Annotated in this window: 16 protein-coding genes and 4 pseudogenes; 13 read left to right on the top strand and 7 right to left on the bottom strand. The window is 70.7% G+C overall.

What is annotated here, in order from left to right; all coding sequences use genetic code 11:
• Positions 1 to 12 precede the first annotated feature (12 nt).
• Entirely contained in the window at positions 13 to 333 is a 321-nt protein-coding gene (locus tag ACFZDC_RS15795) for a hypothetical protein (protein ID WP_391324094.1), read from the top strand.
• Between the two features lie 138 nt (positions 334 to 471).
• Here the strand turns inward: ACFZDC_RS15795 and ACFZDC_RS15790 are convergent, their stop codons facing one another.
• Both ACFZDC_RS15790 and ACFZDC_RS15785 read right to left on the bottom strand, forming a co-directional pair.
• A complete protein-coding gene (locus ACFZDC_RS15790) occupies positions 472 to 867 on the bottom strand; it encodes a rodlin (RefSeq protein ID WP_391324092.1) in 396 nt (131 codons plus the stop codon).
• 237 nt (positions 868 to 1104) lie between these two features.
• The gene (locus ACFZDC_RS15785; RefSeq protein ID WP_391324090.1) at positions 1105 to 1503 is read right to left on the bottom strand and encodes a rodlin; all 399 of its coding nucleotides are present in this window, start codon (positions 1501 to 1503) and stop codon (positions 1105 to 1107) included.
• Positions 1504 to 2154: 651 nt separating this feature from the next.
• Here ACFZDC_RS15785 and ACFZDC_RS15780 point away from each other — a divergent pair.
• Both ACFZDC_RS15780 and ACFZDC_RS15775 read left to right on the top strand, forming a co-directional pair.
• Positions 2155 to 2382 carry a chaplin family protein gene (locus ACFZDC_RS15780; protein WP_391324088.1) on the top strand — a complete coding sequence of 76 codons (228 nt, stop codon included), beginning with the start codon at positions 2155 to 2157 and terminating at the stop codon, positions 2380 to 2382.
• Between the two features lie 144 nt (positions 2383 to 2526).
• Complete coding sequence (locus ACFZDC_RS15775) at positions 2527 to 3099, top strand: chaplin family protein (protein WP_391324543.1); 573 nt, start codon at positions 2527 to 2529, stop codon at positions 3097 to 3099.
• 417 nt (positions 3100 to 3516) lie between these two features.
• Here ACFZDC_RS15775 and ACFZDC_RS15770 read toward each other — a convergent pair.
• Positions 3517 to 3878, bottom strand: a pseudogene (locus ACFZDC_RS15770) (glycosyltransferase family 4 protein); the annotation flags it as partial.
• A 375-nt stretch (positions 3879 to 4253) separates the two neighbouring features.
• Between ACFZDC_RS15770 and ACFZDC_RS15765 the strand changes: the two are divergent.
• From ACFZDC_RS15765 to ACFZDC_RS15745, 5 genes are all read left to right on the top strand, one after another.
• Positions 4254 to 4493, top strand: coding sequence for a chaplin family protein (locus ACFZDC_RS15765; RefSeq protein WP_391324086.1), 240 nt, complete (start codon positions 4254 to 4256; stop codon positions 4491 to 4493).
• A 169-nt stretch (positions 4494 to 4662) separates the two neighbouring features.
• A complete protein-coding gene (locus ACFZDC_RS15760) occupies positions 4663 to 5439 on the top strand; it encodes a hypothetical protein (protein WP_391324084.1) in 777 nt (258 codons plus the stop codon).
• Between the two features lie 178 nt (positions 5440 to 5617).
• The gene (locus ACFZDC_RS15755) at positions 5618 to 5908 is read left to right on the top strand and encodes a hypothetical protein (protein ID WP_391324082.1); all 291 of its coding nucleotides are present in this window, start codon (positions 5618 to 5620) and stop codon (positions 5906 to 5908) included.
• A gap of 165 nt (positions 5909 to 6073) precedes the next feature.
• Positions 6074 to 6574, top strand: coding sequence for a DUF5949 family protein (locus ACFZDC_RS15750; protein WP_391324080.1), 501 nt, complete (start codon positions 6074 to 6076; stop codon positions 6572 to 6574).
• Positions 6574 to 7158 carry a vitamin K epoxide reductase family protein gene (locus tag ACFZDC_RS15745; protein ID WP_391324078.1) on the top strand — a complete coding sequence of 195 codons (585 nt, stop codon included), beginning with the start codon at positions 6574 to 6576 and terminating at the stop codon, positions 7156 to 7158. The genes ACFZDC_RS15750 and ACFZDC_RS15745 overlap by 1 nt, the downstream gene beginning before the upstream one ends.
• 412 nt (positions 7159 to 7570) lie before the next feature.
• On the opposite strand, the pseudogene ACFZDC_RS15740 reads toward ACFZDC_RS15745, so the two are convergent.
• Positions 7571 to 8530, bottom strand: a pseudogene (locus ACFZDC_RS15740) (D-2-hydroxyacid dehydrogenase family protein).
• Between the two features lie 196 nt (positions 8531 to 8726).
• Here ACFZDC_RS15740 and ACFZDC_RS15735 point away from each other — a divergent pair.
• From ACFZDC_RS15735 to ACFZDC_RS15720, 4 genes and pseudogenes are all read left to right on the top strand, one after another.
• Positions 8727 to 10736 carry a hypothetical protein gene (locus ACFZDC_RS15735; protein ID WP_391324076.1) on the top strand — a complete coding sequence of 670 codons (2010 nt, stop codon included), beginning with the start codon at positions 8727 to 8729 and terminating at the stop codon, positions 10734 to 10736.
• 89 nt (positions 10737 to 10825) lie between these two features.
• Positions 10826 to 11215, top strand: a complete 390-nt coding sequence (locus ACFZDC_RS15730) for a hypothetical protein (RefSeq protein ID WP_391324074.1) — start codon at positions 10826 to 10828, stop codon at positions 11213 to 11215.
• Positions 11216 to 11375: 160 nt separating this feature from the next.
• Positions 11376 to 11465 (top strand): annotated as a pseudogene (locus tag ACFZDC_RS15725) (peptidase); the annotation flags it as partial.
• 280 nt (positions 11466 to 11745) lie between these two features.
• Positions 11746 to 12060 (top strand): hypothetical protein, encoded by a 315-nt coding sequence (locus tag ACFZDC_RS15720; RefSeq protein WP_391324072.1) that lies wholly within the window; start codon positions 11746 to 11748, stop codon positions 12058 to 12060.
• A 250-nt stretch (positions 12061 to 12310) separates the two neighbouring features.
• Here the strand turns inward: ACFZDC_RS15720 and ACFZDC_RS15715 are convergent, their stop codons facing one another.
• A complete protein-coding gene (locus ACFZDC_RS15715; protein WP_391324071.1) occupies positions 12311 to 12454 on the bottom strand; it encodes a hypothetical protein in 144 nt (47 codons plus the stop codon).
• A gap of 104 nt (positions 12455 to 12558) precedes the next feature.
• A complete protein-coding gene (locus ACFZDC_RS15710; RefSeq protein WP_391324069.1) occupies positions 12559 to 12789 on the bottom strand; it encodes a hypothetical protein in 231 nt (76 codons plus the stop codon).
• A gap of 392 nt (positions 12790 to 13181) precedes the next feature.
• Here ACFZDC_RS15710 and ACFZDC_RS15705 point away from each other — a divergent pair, with 392 nt between their 5' ends.
• On the top strand, positions 13182 to 13640 hold the full coding sequence (locus ACFZDC_RS15705; RefSeq protein ID WP_391324067.1) for a hypothetical protein: 459 nt from the start codon (positions 13182 to 13184) through the stop codon (positions 13638 to 13640).
• 89 nt (positions 13641 to 13729) lie between these two features.
• Here ACFZDC_RS15705 and ACFZDC_RS15700 read toward each other — a convergent pair.
• Positions 13730 to 14020: pseudogene (locus ACFZDC_RS15700) on the bottom strand (transposase); the annotation flags it as partial.
• Positions 14021 to 14146 lie beyond the last annotated feature (126 nt).

Here is a 14146-nt window from a genome sequence, read left to right as displayed (position 1 = left end):
CCGGGAGCCGCCATGGCCGTACGCAGGGATCTCAAGCGGGCACGGCAGCGCACCGACCTGGTGGTCCGTGGCTCCCTGGAGATCGTCAGGGACGCGACGGGCGCCGTGCGCGAGGTGCGCACGGCGCCCCTGGCGTCACCGCTCACCGGCGGTTCCCTGGCCGACCTCCCGTTCGCCCACGCCGCCGAGGCCCCGCACGCGGCGCTGCTGCGCCGCCGTACCGAGGGAACCTTGCGCCCGGTCACGGCAGCCGCCTTCGCCGCCGAAGTGGCTGCCACCGCCAGGAAGTTGATTGCCCCGGCCTTGAACAACCGGGCGGCCGGGGCGCCGTGATTCGCGCACGCGCTACGGCGAAGCGGCAGGCGGTGGCGGCGGCCTGCGCGGAACGGATCGAGGCGTGGTACCGCGGGCAGCACGCAGAGCGGCGGGTCACCGGAAGAACCGGTGACCCGCCGCTCGCGGAGTGCTTGTTCAGCTGTTGCCGGACAGCGCCGAGATGTCGTCCACGACGTGCGAGAGCGGCTCGTCGCCCTTGGCCTGGGTGGAGTTCTCGACACACTGCTGGTTCTGCGGGGCGGACAGCACCGGGATGTCCTGCACGCCGACGTTGGCCAGAGCCACGAGCGACTGCGCGTCGACCTTCGCGGGCAGACCCACGCAGGGCTTGTTGAGCGAACCCTGGACCAACGAGAGCTGCGGGCTCTGGTCGCCTACCGTGCTCGAGTTGCCGAAGGACTGCTGCGCTTCGTTGCCGCTCAACGAGGTGGTGCCGTGGTCGTCACCGATGGCGAGGGCCTGCGGGGCAGCGATGCCCGCCAGGCCGGCGACGGAGGCGGCGACAGCCGCGCTTGCCCACAGCTTCTTCATGTTCATTCCCTTTCGAAAGGCGGACTCCGGGGAGGAGTTGCGTGATCATCAACGGCACGCACCTGGCGCTGGTTGCGGCCCTTGCCCCGATCGGAGCAGCGCAGTCCGATCAATGCACAAACCACCCTTACGGCCCGGTGTGTCGTCCTGTGAGGGGGTCCGGAAAAGGCCGACGGGCTGCCGGGAACTCGGCAGCCCGTCGACACGGGCCCGTCAGGAGGCCCGCAGAGCGTCGGATCAGCTGTTGCCGGACAGCGCGGAGATGTCGTCCAGGATGTGCGAGAGCGGCTCGTCGCCCTTGGCCTGGGTGGAGTTCTCGACACACTGCTGGTTCTGCGGGGCGGACAGCACCGGGATGTCCTGCACGCCGACGTTGGCCAGAGCCAGGAGCGACTGCGCGTTGGCCTTCGCGGGCAGGCCGATGCAGGGCTTGTTGAACGAGCCCTGGACGAGCGCGAACTGCGGGCTCATGTTGCCGTACGTGGCCGAGTTGCCGTACGACTGCACGGCGTTGTTGCCGCTCAGCGAGGTGGTGCCGGTGTCGTCGCCGATGGCCAGGGCCGGCGACGCGGCGGCGGCGGAGACGCCGACCACGGAAGCGGCGACCGCGGCGGAGGCCAGAACCTTCTTGATCACTTGATGATTCCCTTCTGGAGAAACCCCGTCCACCGGAGCGCCCTGAATCAACTTCCCACCGTGTCAGGGGTTGCTCTCGTTCACTCCGATGGCCCACGCGGTTTTGGCGGGAGGGACTTTCGGGAGGCGCTGGGGGAAGTCCCTCGATTCCACCGCGCCGAGCGACCCGATCGGGTGACACCCAGCAGCCAATCCGTCCGTGTCCGCTTGACGCGGGGCAGGAACTTGCCTCTTGGTGAGGAGTCAGGAAGTGTCGGTCCCGCAGAAGCAGCAGTGCGCCGAGGGCTCCAGGCAGGCCAAGGACGACCAGCCGCTCCCGCACGCTCGACGACATGTCCGTCCTGGCCGGCAGCGGCTGAGGCAGCCGTTGTTCCCTGCCGACGGAACACCGTCCGGGTGGCGTGCCGCTGCATCCACCGCTGCCCGGGCGGTCTCTTCCGGTCTTTCGCCGGAGAAGCGTTTCTCCGCCTATCCGCCAACGTGTCAAATCTTTGGCGGCGTTCGAGTGAATTCAAGGACGACGCGCGTTCCGTAGTTTCTTCGGCTGTCTATCCCTCGTTTTAGAACCTGCCGGTCATGGTGCGAGCCGTTCAAGTTGTGCTCGCGCGGTTTCGGCCGTCACAGGGCATGACCGCAGAGAAGGGAAATTTCATGAAGAAGAGCGCTGCTGTCGTCGCCGGCGCGATCCTGGCGCTGGGCGGAGCCGCCCCCGCCTTCGCCGACTCCGGTGCCACCGGTACGGCGTCCGACTCCCCCGGTGTCCTCTCCGGCAACGTGATCCAGGTCCCGATCCACGTTCCGGTCAACGCCTGCGGCGACACGGTGAACGTCATCGGGCTGCTGAACCCGGCGTTCGGCAACTCCTGCGTCAACGGCTGAGCGCCGTAACGCAACGCACCAGCCCACCAGCTGGGTCCTGGCCGGCCTCGGACCGTCGATCCTTCGATACTTCGTCCCGAGGCCGGCTTTCCCACTTCTTCGAGCGGGAAGACAACGAGATTGCGCCACACCCTCAGCAAGGGCATGGTGGTCGTGACCGCCGCCGCTACGGGCATGCTGTCCTTGTGCGGCAGTCAGGCGTTCGCCGACTCGGGCACGCACGGCACCGCCCAGGGTTCACCCGGCCTGCTGTCCGGCAACACCGGCCACGTCCCGGTGGACATCCCGGTCAACGTCTGCGGCAACTCCTCGGATGTGTCCGCCGCGCTGACCCCCGTGTTCGACAACTCCTGTGCTCACGAGTCCGGTTCGAAGAGTGACGGCGGCGTAGGTAACGGCGGCTCCCACGGTGACTCCGACACCTCGGGCCACCGCTCCGGCGGCCGCCCCGGCCTTCCGGGCGGCCCGAGCGGCGACCACACGATGCCGCCCGCGTACGGGGGTGGCGGCCACAGGTCACCCCCTTCGTACGGCGGTGAGTACACGCCGTCGCCCCAGCCCCCCGGCGGAGGCGACCGCCGCCCGGGACAGCCGCCCGCCCTCGCACACACCGGTGGTGACGCCCGGGCCATGCTCGCGATCGTGGCCGTCAGTGCGGCGCTGATCGCGGGCGGGGCGGTCCTGTACCGACGAGGCCGGGCGGGCTCCGGCCGGTAGCGCACGGGTGCCGGACCCCAGTGCCCGGCACCCCGCGTCCCGCACAGGCGCCCTCCGCAGGGGCGCCGTACCGCATCCTTCAGTGCCGTATCGCCTGCGGCACCTCGCCACGCCGTCCGGCCGGTACCCGCCGGCCCCGCGCATGCACGGTGCGATCTTCACGGCGGGCACGCTGGTCCGGGGGGACGGCGACGGCCGGCACCCCCCGCAGGACGTGCTCTCAGGCCCGCAGCAGCACGTCCTGGCCCTTTTGCCGGCACGGCCGCCCGACACAGACGACGAGCGGCGCCGCCTGGTCGCCTGGGCCAGGCCCGGCAGGACGGCGGCGCGGGCGGGGCCGCCGGGTGCGGGGGAGAAGCGTTCGAGGTCGATGCCGTGGGGGATGACGGCGTACGAGCCGTGCACCCCGGCGCGTAATCCAGTCGTGCGCTCGGCGTGGCTGACGCACACCAACCGGTCGGCCCACCGCGCCGCCCACCGCTCCCAGCGCGGCGCGAGCCGATGGTGCGCCTGCCGGCGGCCTCGAACGACCAGGCATGCGGCTGGAACACGGTCGGGATGCGCCCGCGCAAGGCGGGCCGGGCAGCGCCCCGCGCCTTGGCGCTGTGCGCGTGCGCCGGTTCGAGCCGTACCCCGTCGATCAGCCGCGCGAGCCGCCGTACCTCACCGGCCGGCCGCGGCCCCGACGACCGCCCGGCCCGCCACTCGCGTACGTCGACGCACAACTCTCGCAGGCTCGAGCCCGGTTCGCCGCCGGGACGGCCGGCCGTGACGTGCACACCGGCCGTCGGCGGGGTCTGTGCGAGGTCCCTGACGACTCGGGTGACACCGGCGTCGAGGGGGTGCGTGAGGTGCAGGACCCGCGGCCAGGAGCGGGGGCCGACTGGAGCATTCGCGGATTACCTCGCTCACGCGGGGCGCTCGGGGCTGGGGGTGGGTACGCGCCTCACGCCCGCGCGTCCACGACGACGAAGAGCGCGCCGGCCCACCGCGCGTCCTGTGGGAAACGAGCCGGAAGCCCGACTGGTCAGCCCGACTGGTCACCACCACGTACATCACTCCACTGGCGGCACAACCCGGCGGAGCGCCGCGCGTTGACACAGCGCCGGGCATCCCGCCCGGATGTTTGTGTCGATCCCAAGGAGCACCTCTCCATGTCGCGTATCGCGAAGGGTCTGGTTCTGACCTCCGCCGCCGTCGCGGCCATCGCCGGCGGTGCCGGTATGGCCTCCGCCGACTCCGGCGCCTCTGGCGAGGCCGCCAACTCGCCGGGCGTGGTGTCGGGCAACGTCGTCCAGGCCCCGATCCACGTGCCGGTCAACGTCAGCGGCGACACCGTCAACGTCATCGGGCTGCTGAACCCCGCGTTCGGCAACGGCGCCGCCAACGGCTGACGTCGGGGCGCAACCCTTTGACCGGCCGGCCGCCCGCGCATCGTCAGCGGGCGGCCGGCCGGTTCATGTGTTCCCCCGGATGGTTCATGCACAGTGCGTGAGCGGTTGCGGTGCGTCACGGAGGGTTCAACGGTGGGCTCAGGCCCCTGCCCTACCGAAAGGAACCCCCATGCGTCTGCTGCCCATGCGGCGTCTGGCGTCCACCACTCTCTGCGCTGCCCTCGTGATCGGCATCGCCGGCCCGGCCGCCGTCGCCGCCGACTCGGCTCGGGAGCGCACCCGGGCGAGCTCCCACTCGCCCGTCCCCGGCGCGGACGCGCTGCTCGCCAAGGTCAATTCCCTGAGCGACACCGCCTCCGTCCTCGCCCCCGTCGTCGACCTGCTCGACCGGTCGCTCGAGAAGGGCCGGCTGAGCTCCGACGAGGCCCGGAAGCTCGGCGACGCGGCTAAGGCGGCCATCGCCAAGGCCGCCGCTGCGGCTCCGAGCACCGTTGCCACGCCCAGCACCGCGGCTACCCCGACTGCTCCGGCCACGCCGAGCACCGCCGCCACGCCCTCGACGGCGGCGAGCGCGTCGGCCTCCCCGAGCGCGTCCGCCGTCCCAAGCGCGTCCGCCGTCCCGAGCGCGTCCGCCGTCCCGAGCGCGTCCGCCGTCCCGAGCGGGTCCGCCTCCGCGTCCGCCCCGGCGTCGCTCATGACGAGCGACGTCGTCGGCAAAACGCCCCCGGCCCGCGACGCCACCGACGACCTGATCGCCGCGCTGCAGGCCTCGATCGACAACCTGCTCAAGGCCGTCACCTCCGACCCCGACGGCGTACTGTCGGCCGCCACCGGCGTCGTAAACGACCTGGTCAACCTGCTCAACTCGGCCCTCGGCGGCATCCTGTCCACCCCCGGCGTGGACCTGCCCAGCCTGCCGTCGGCCCCTGCGCTGCCCACCGGGTGACGCGCGACGCCCCCGCCTCAGCCGTCGTGCCGCATGGGCGCGACGGCTGAGCGCCGTTTGTCGGGGTCGGGGATTTCATATGTCTTCTCGGTCCGGGGTTTCCGGCCACTGCCGGAACTCGTTAGGCACGGCGTCAGAATTCCCTGAGGTGACGTGAGTTGCCGAAGAAAGGAACACGATGAAGTCCCTGAAGGCTGTCGCCGTCGTTGCCGGTTCCGTGGCTCTCGCCGGCGTCTCCGCGCCCGCGTTCGCCCACCCCACCGCCGAACTGACGCCCACCAGCCTCAACGGCGCCGTGGACACGCTCACCAAGGGCGGCCTCACCGTCAAGGACGTCATGCCGCTGCGGCACCAGTCGGACGCGCTCAACACCGAGAACAAGGACTCCGTCCTCAACACGGTCAAGGGCACCACCGCTGCCCTGAACCAGCACAACTCGCTGCTCGGCGGCCTGCCCCTGCAGGGCTGACACCCCGACTCCGGGCCCGGAACCGGGCCGGTACCGCACACCGCGGAACCGGCCCTCGGCCTGTTCGAGACCGCTTCCCTCGATCGTGTGGAGCGGCTCCGGGCACTGGTCCGGAAGGGTGAGAAGCCGTCGGGCCGCGCCGCGCCCCGCCGATAAGGTCGCGCGGTGACCTCAACCTCAAGCGAAGCCCGCCCCTTCCGCACCACCGACCTCGGCACGCTCGTCGTCCTGGCCTGGAGCGGCGAGGCCCCCGACGGGACCGACATGCCCTACCTGCTGGCCTACTCCCTCGGGGACGCGGAGGGCGGACCGGAGGCCACCGCCGCCGCGGTCGAGCACCTGCTGACGAGCAACGGTCTGCCGGTCGGCGGCCAGGTGGTCGACGGCACCAGGAAGCCCAGCCTGCCCGTCACCCTGCTCGTCGAGGCCGGCCAGGCCGTCGTCAACATGCCGAAGATGGTCGCCCAGGCCGACGCGCCGCCGGAGTGGCTCGCCGCCGTCGCCGTACGCGGCTACGCCTACCTCGTCTTCACCACCCGTGCCTGGGCCGAGGGCCGTCCGGGTCAGGCCGTCGAGCCGGCCGCGCTGGCCGCCTTCGCCGGTGCCGAGGAGACCCTGAACGCCGCCGCGCACGTCATCCTGCCGGCCCGCAGCCTGCGCGGCTGATGCCCAGAACCCTGGCCGGCGGCAGGGGGTTCGGGCTGCTGCTGGTGATCAGCGGCGCGGCCGGGCTGCTCGCCTCCTGGGTCATCACCCTCGACGAGTTCAAGCTGCTGCAGAACCCTGGCTTCGTGCCCGGGTGCAGTCTGAACCCGGTCGTGTCCTGCGGCAGCGTGATGAAGAGCGAGCAGGCCTCGGTCTTCGGGTTCCCCAACCCGATGCTGGGCCTGGTCGCCTACGGCATCGCCGTCTGCGTCGGCATGAGCCTGCTGGCCGATGCCCGCTTCCCCGGCTGGTACTGGCTGCTGTTCGAGGCCGGATGCCTGTTCGGCGTCGGGTTCGTGTCCTGGCTGCAGTTCCAGTCGCTGTACCGGATCAACGCGCTGTGCCTGTGGTGCTGTCTGGCGTGGGTCGCCACGATCCTGATGTTCTGGTACGCCACCTCGCTCGTCGTCGGAAACGGATTCCTGCCCGCGCCCGGCCGGCTGAAGAACTTCTTCGCGGAATTCACCTGGGTCCTGCCGCTCCTGCACATCGGTGTCGTCGGAATGCTCGTGCTGACGCGCTGGTGGGACTTCTGGACGAGCTGATGAGTGACGAGCCGGCAATTGCTGCAGTCGGCCGAATGGTGAACTGATGTATTTTTCCGGCTTGTTGTGCGGTGCGGACGGTCGAACCCCTCGCATCCTGAAGGGACCGTACCTGACTTGAAGTCGACCACCAGAAGAGCTCTTGCCGTCGTCGTCAGGGGCGTCGTGGCCGCCGTGGGAGCCGCCGCCCCCGCCGCGGTCCCCGTCCCGGTGCCACTGAACGGCGTCTCCAAGCCCCTCAACCGGAGGCGCCCAAACCAGGCCTCGAGGTGCCGCTACTGAAGCCGGGCACCCCCGAAAGGCCGCGCTACGTGACGGGCGGGATCCCGCCCGAGCGGGCGCTGCCCCGGGGTGCCGGTGACCGGCGCCCTGCCCGGCGCGGACCTGCGTCCGGACCTCGCCCGACGGGGCCTCAGGGCAGCAGCCGTACCGGAGCACCCGCCAGGTAGGCCTGGATGTCCTCCACCGCCTGGCCTTAGTACGTCGCGTAGTTGGCCCGCGAGACATAGCCGAGGTGGGGCGTGGCGAGGAGGCGGGGCGCGGTGCGCATCGGGTGGCCGGAGGGCAGCGGCTCGATGTCGAAGACGTCGACGCCGGCACCCGCGATCCGGCCCTCGCGCAGCGCGGCCAGCAGGGCGTCCTGATCCACGATCGCCGCGCGGGAGGTGTTGACCAGGTAGGCGGTCGGCTTCATCAGGGCGAGTTCAGCGGCGCCGACCAGCCCCCGGGTGCGCTCCGACAGGGCCAGGTGGACCGAGACGAAGTCGCTGGTGGTCAGCAGGTCCTCGAGGGAAGCGGCGAGGTCCACGCCCACCTCCTCGGCTCGCTCCTTGGTGAGGTTCCGGCTCCAGGCGCTGACCCGCATGCCGAAGGCGAGTCCGACCTGCGCCACCCGGCTGCCGATCTTCCCGAGTCCGAGCAGGCCGAGCCGGCGGCCGTGCAGGTCGGCGCCGACGGTGGACTGCCAGGGGCCGCCGGAGCGCAGCGCGTTGGTCTCCTCGACGATCCCGCGGGCCAGGCCCAGCAACAGCGCCCAGGTCAGCTCCACGGGAGGCGTCGACGAACTCGCCGTGCCGCACACGGTGACACCGTGCGCCTCGGCTGCCGCGTAGTCGATGACGCTGTTGCGCATCCCGGAGGCGATGAGCAGCCTCAGCCGCGGGAGGCGTTCGATCAGCGAGCCGGGAAAGGGGACGCGTTCGCGCAGGGTGACGACGATGTCGTAGTCGGCGAGGGCGGTGGCCAAGGCGTCCTCGTCGTCGAGGTGCTCGCGCAGTGCGACGACCTCCACCTGCTCCTCGATCACCGACCAGTCGGCCGACTCGGTGGCCACACCCTGGAAGTCGTCCAGCACCGCACAGCGAAGTCGCACGTCGTCTCTCTCCCTTCCCGACGGCGACTGTACCGGCAGGTCGGCGACCGCGAGCCGGGAGAGTACCCGCACTAAACGGAACGTGAATCCCTTCTTTCTGAATGCTGTACAACTCTTAGCCCTCTTCTTACGTCGAACTGGTGAACAGCGGCGTTTGCCCCAGCGTGCACGCCATCCCGGAAGAGGAATCCCGCCCATGACGATCCGTCGGTTGTGTGGTGCCCTGCGCGTGCGCGGGGCGACCGACCTGCTCCTCGTGCTCCTGCTCGGTGCAGGTTTCGCCGCGCTGCCCGTCTTTGCACTGCTGCCCTCCCTGTGGGGTTTCGCCGCGGCGTCGGCCGTGACGTATCTCGCCGACGAGGTGCTGCACCGCCGGGCCCCGGGCTTCGTGCGCAGGTTGGCGACACTGCAGCTCACCCGCCCGCTGCGGTTCGCGGTCCGTACCGTGATGCTGCTCGCGCTGGCCACCAGGATGGACGCGCCGGACGCGGTCCTCGTCGCCGCGCTCGCCGTCTTCAGCGCCCACTTCGCGATGCTGATGCTGTACACCGCGGTGCACCACGCCGTCCGCCGGCGCCGGGTGCTGCCGCTGGTCGTGCGCAACCTCGACCTGAGCGGGCTGCCCGTACCCAAGCAGCCGCCCGCCATCCTCTACAGACGTTTCCTGCGCAAGCTCCTCCACCTGGACCTGCCGGCCCACGCCGGCCTCCTCGCCGCGCCGGCCGCCGGGACCTGGGGCATGGCGTACCCCGGCTTCGCCCTCACCGCCGGGGTGCCCGTGGCTGCCGTCCTCGCGCTGCTGGGCCAATACCGCAGGGTCCGCCGCATGCCCGTCCGCGACGAGGTGTTCGCCGAGGTCAACCGCCAACTGGCCGGATACCGCCCCGAGGTGGCGCTCTACTTCAGCTTCGCCGCGGTCTCCCGTGACTTCATGTACCAGGTGAACATGTGGATCGAGACGCTGGAGCAGCTCGACCTGCGCCCGGTGATCATCCTGCGGGAGCGGGCCTCGTTCCGTTACCTCAGCCGCACCTGGATCCCGGTGGTCTGCGTCCCGAAGGCCGACGACCTGGCCGAACTGGAGCTGTCCGGCGTCCGGGTCGTCCTCTACCCGGGCAACGCGGGCAAGAACGTGCACATGCTGCGGGTGGCCGAGGCCAAGCACGTCTTCATCGGCCACGGTGACAGCGACAAGCTCGCCAGTAGCAACCGGGTCAGCAAGGTGTACGACGAGATATGGGTGGCCGGCCGCGCAGGCCGCGACCGGTATCAGCGCGTACGGCACGCCATCAGCGACAGCGCCATCGTCGAGGTGGGCCGCCCGCAGCTGTCCCCGATCCGCCTGCACGCCGAGCACACCCCCGGCCCGCTCCCCGTCGTGCTGTACGCGCCCACCTGGGAGGGCTGGAGCGACGACGACTGCCACACCTCGCTGATCCCGATGGGCGTGCCCCTGATCGAGAAGCTCCTCGCGGAGAACGTCCGGGTCATCTACAAGCCGCACCCGCTCACCGGCAAGCGCTCGGCCGAGGCGGCCGCGGCCGACAAGGCGATCCGCGAGCTGCTGCGGGCCGACAACGAGCAGAGGGGCGCCGCGGAGGCGGAGGCCGCGGTCGCCGCCGCGAAGCCCCGGCTGATGGAGATCCAGGCCCGCCTCGACGAGCTGGCCGGCCGCCTCGGCGGCGACGACGCCGAGCAGCTGCGCGAGGCCCGGGTGCCCGATCGCGACGGGGCGGCGGAGTGGCAGGAGCTGCGCGCCGAGTGGCACCGGATCTTCTGGGAGAGCCGGGGCCCGGTCCGCCACAACGTGATCCTCAAGAGCCTCCCCACCCTCTACGACTGCTTCAACGAGGCCGACATCCTCATCAGCGACGTCTCCTCGGTCGTCGCCGACTTCGTGGCGAGCCTCAAGCCGTACGTCCTCACCAACGCCCGCGACCTGCCCGACGACGAGTTCCGGGCCGCCTACACCACCGCCGGCGGCGCCTACCTCCTGGACCGCGAGTGCGGCCGCCTCCCGGACATCCTGGACTCGGTCCGCGCCCCGCACACCGATCCGATGGCCCTCGCCCGCCGCACCCTCAAGGAGTACGTCCTGGGCCCGGACCACCCCACCTCCATGGAGCGCTTCAACGCGGCCGCCAACGCCCTGGCGGCGAAGAGCGAGGTGGAGCGCGCGGAGGCGGCGACGGAACTGGCGGCCTGAGCGACGGCGAAGACGGGCGCTCAGGTACTCGGGTCATGCTGAGTACGTGCGCTCTGGCCGGTGACCCGGCGGGCCGGAACGCTCGGGCCATGAGCCAAGGACTACCGAAACCCGTTCTCCAGCTGCTGTCGATCCTCGTGCCGGCCGCGGCAGCGTTGGTCCTGTGGGCCGCCTGGCTGGGCTGGGACCAGCACCGTGACGTGCACCCCGACGGTTCGACGACCGGCCCGTACGAGGCGTGGCAGGTGATCGGGCTGGTGCTGACTCTGCTGGCACCGGTGTACTGGGCGGCATCCCGGCGCTACTGCGCGGGCGCCGTGCTCGGCACCACGCTCGGCCTGACCGTCGCTGCCTATGCCGACTGGTCGGACGACTCCAGCGGCCTCTTCGTGATCGGCGTGGGGCTGGTCATGTTGGGGAGCCTCGCCGCGACCACCATCGTGTCCGCCGTCATCGCCTCGGCGAAACGGGACGCATGACGGATCGGCTGCTGCCGGCATATTGGGCTCCCCGGCGCATCGGGCTGCTGCCAGCGCACCGGGCTCCCCGGCGCATCGGTCTCCTGTCGGCGCATCGGGCTGCCCCGGCCTCACGCCCAGGTCCAGGGCCTGGTGGATGACGGAGACGGAGGTGCCGTACAGCCCCACGTTCGCCCCCGTCACCCAGCCAACCCTGGACACCGGCGTCAGCGCCCTGACCGTCGCAGCCCTCGCCCGGCTCGGCACGTGACAGCGTCACCGGCTCATGAGTGACGGGTCCGTTGCCGTCAGCTTTGCCGTCAGCTTTGCCGTCAGTGTTCCCGTCACTGCCGTCGGCGCCGCTGGCGAGTGACCACCGCATCAGGAGTTCGATCACTCCTCGGCACCATGGGGGAGCGGCACCATGGGGGAGCCACCCGGCCACGCTGGCCGTGCCGGACTGTCCAGGAATGCCGGCGTCCGGCGCCGTCGAGGTCACTCGTGGACGTCAGAACGGAGCAACCGCGCGTGCTCGCTGGCACGATGGTCCCGTGGTTGACCTGGAGCGCATCGAAGCAGAAACCGTGGCGTACTTCCGAGCACTCGATGAGGCCGCCACCCTGCGGCTCCACTTCCGCCACGCTGACGAGGAGGGCGGCCTCTGGTACATCGAAGCCGTACCCGACCGCGGCGAGCTGATCGTCATCAAGCAAGCTGAGCTGACTTCGGCCGGCCAACTCCATCGGTACAGCTGGGAGCACTTGGAGGACGAGCACGGCTTCCTGACAGATCAGGCGATCGATCCTGAAGAGGATCCGCTGGAGGCCATCCCGGCCGAAGAGTTCCAGCGGGTGTGGACTCGGTGAGCGTGCCGGACAACCACTTCAGGAGAGAGGCTGGGGCGCCTTGCCCATGACCACCAGCGCACCGGATGCGGCGGGGAACCACGGTCAAGTCGACCGGCTCGGGCGAGGCCGCAGACCGAGCGTCCGACCAGGTCAGATGCCTCCGGCGGGGGATCGGCCGGCACCGGGATGAAGGGGGCGCCGTCGCCGACCGCGGGCCCGTAGAGGGCGTGGATGGGAGCTGGGGAAGGTGGTGGGTTAATCCGGTTGGTCAGTTCACGCAGCCAGGCACCGGGACTGCGCTGCCAGCGCAGTTGGTGGGCATGTTGTGCTTCACCTTGCTGTCGTTCAGGGCCACCGTGCCGGACTTGTTGTTGATTCCGCCGGGAGGGGCGCTGCTGGTGTTGTGCTCCACCTGGCTGCTGGTGAGCGTGGCGGTCCCACCGTTGTTGGTCAGACCACCGCCCTGGGCACCCGTGCCGGTGGAGGTGTTGTGTTCGATCTCCAGCCGCTTGGTGCTCAGCGTGCCCTCGTTGTAGACGCCACCACCCTGGGCGTTGGTCCCCAGTTGTGGGCCAGCACCAGCGTGTCCCCGGAGTTGGCGCTAGTGATCGCGTTCTTCAGCGCGGTCGGGTCACAGGGCACGTTGGTTGTCGCGGCCTGGGCCCTCGCGGGCATGGCCACCAAACTCACCACCATGCCGGCCACAGCGATCGCACCGCGCAGAAAGGCGCCTCGAAACGCTGCCATGGGGCCTCCTTCATCTCGGGCGGTAGCCCCGGTCCAGAGCTACACGTCAATCACGTCTGCTATCGCTCACAGTGACGACAGGCCGGATGTCAGCCCCTGCACGGCACGCCGATCTCCACCGAACAGACCACAAGAGAGGCGAGCGCAGCGGCTGCCCCTGACATCACCGGTCGACATCAACGACGACGGACCGGAGCGCACAGGGGCGGCCACGACCCGGAAACTAGTGCAGCCCCACGAGCGCGTTGCCGGACGTCGTATGGGTCGGTGATCGAACTCCTAATGCGGTGCTCACGCACGAGCGCCCTCCCGGGCCGTCTTCGGGCCGTGGAAGGGCGCTCAATGGTGACCAACGTCGACAGGTGCCGACAGCTCGGTAGCAGGTCAGAACGTTGATCGGTCTGCTGAAGGCCCGGGAGAAGAAGGTCCGGGAAGAGGTTGCGCGGCTGCAGGAGGAGGCCGAGCGGGTGCGGGCCGCGCTCGTCGAGGCGGAGAGCAGGCTGGCGCGGCTGGCGGATGCCCGGGTCACGGTGGCCGAGGTACTGGCCGAGCCGCCTGCGGTGGTCGCGGAGCCGGTGGCGAGCGCGGTGACGGGGTCGGTGGTGCCGCGTTGGGCCGAGGGCATGACAGCGTCGGTCCTGCCTCCGGATTACCAGCGGATCATGTCCGTGCTGGAGTCGGAGGCGGACCGGGGCATGCGCTGTCAGCAGTTGGCCACAGCCCTGGGTCTTCAGGCGGTCCCGGCGAAGGTCGAGGGGCTGCGGTCGAAGGCGAAGCGCCTGGTGGAACGGGGGTGGGCGCTCGAGGTGCGGCCGGGGATGTTCACCCCGTCCGGGACGCCGGCCGGCTGAAGGCGCCCGGTCGACGCCCGGCCAGGCGGCCGCTCATGAGCATGGTCATCGACCACAGCACCATGGCCTCGTGCATGGCGGGCCCGGTCGACCAAGCTGCCGGCATAGCCGCCGTCCGCCCACACCAGACGGATGGAGAAGTACATCGCGCGCAGCCTTTCGAGCAGGGGGACAGCGGCGTCGCGGTCCTGCACGCTCGCCGCGGTCACCACGACGGCCAGGACCAGGCCGAGGCAGTCCACCACCAGGTGCCTCTTGCGTCCGCCCACCTTCTTCCCGCCGTCCCACCCGGACGTCGAACGCGGGATGTTCGCCGCCGCCCGCAGCGACTGCGAGTCCACGATCGCCGCGCTCGGATCCGGTGAGCGTCCTTCCCTCACACGCACGCGGTCGCGCAGCCGGTCGTGGAGTTCGGTGAGCAGGCCCTGGACCTGCCAGCGGCGGGCGAAGGCGTGCACCCGCTTGAACGGCGGGAAGTCGCTCGGCAGGTTCGCCCACTTCACACC

The sequence above is a fragment of the Streptomyces sp. NPDC007905 genome (assembly GCF_042959345.1).
In the GTDB taxonomy this organism is placed as follows: Bacteria; Actinomycetota; Actinomycetes; order Streptomycetales; family Streptomycetaceae; genus Streptomyces.
This window is presented reverse-complemented; position numbering and strand designations above follow the sequence as displayed.

Excerpts from the sequence above, each read along its gene's own strand:
- ACFZDC_RS15795 (WP_391324094.1), top strand. The coding sequence starts at position 13 with ATGGCCGTACGCAGGGATCTCAAGCGGGCACGGCAGCGCACCGACCTG.
- ACFZDC_RS15790 (WP_391324092.1), bottom strand. The coding sequence starts at position 867 with ATGAAGAAGCTGTGGGCAAGCGCGGCTGTCGCCGCCTCCGTCGCCGGC.
- ACFZDC_RS15780 (WP_391324088.1), top strand. The coding sequence starts at position 2,155 with ATGAAGAAGAGCGCTGCTGTCGTCGCCGGCGCGATCCTGGCGCTGGGC.
- ACFZDC_RS15775 (WP_391324543.1), top strand. The coding sequence starts at position 2,527 with ATGGTGGTCGTGACCGCCGCCGCTACGGGCATGCTGTCCTTGTGCGGC.
- ACFZDC_RS15765 (WP_391324086.1), top strand. The coding sequence starts at position 4,254 with ATGTCGCGTATCGCGAAGGGTCTGGTTCTGACCTCCGCCGCCGTCGCG.
- ACFZDC_RS15760 (WP_391324084.1), top strand. The coding sequence starts at position 4,663 with ATGCGTCTGCTGCCCATGCGGCGTCTGGCGTCCACCACTCTCTGCGCT.
- ACFZDC_RS15755 (WP_391324082.1), top strand. The coding sequence starts at position 5,618 with ATGAAGTCCCTGAAGGCTGTCGCCGTCGTTGCCGGTTCCGTGGCTCTC.
- ACFZDC_RS15745 (WP_391324078.1), top strand. The coding sequence starts at position 6,574 with ATGCCCAGAACCCTGGCCGGCGGCAGGGGGTTCGGGCTGCTGCTGGTG.
- ACFZDC_RS15735 (WP_391324076.1), top strand. The coding sequence starts at position 8,727 with ATGACGATCCGTCGGTTGTGTGGTGCCCTGCGCGTGCGCGGGGCGACC.
- ACFZDC_RS15730 (WP_391324074.1), top strand. The coding sequence starts at position 10,826 with ATGAGCCAAGGACTACCGAAACCCGTTCTCCAGCTGCTGTCGATCCTC.
- ACFZDC_RS15710 (WP_391324069.1), bottom strand. The coding sequence starts at position 12,789 with ATGGCAGCGTTTCGAGGCGCCTTTCTGCGCGGTGCGATCGCTGTGGCC.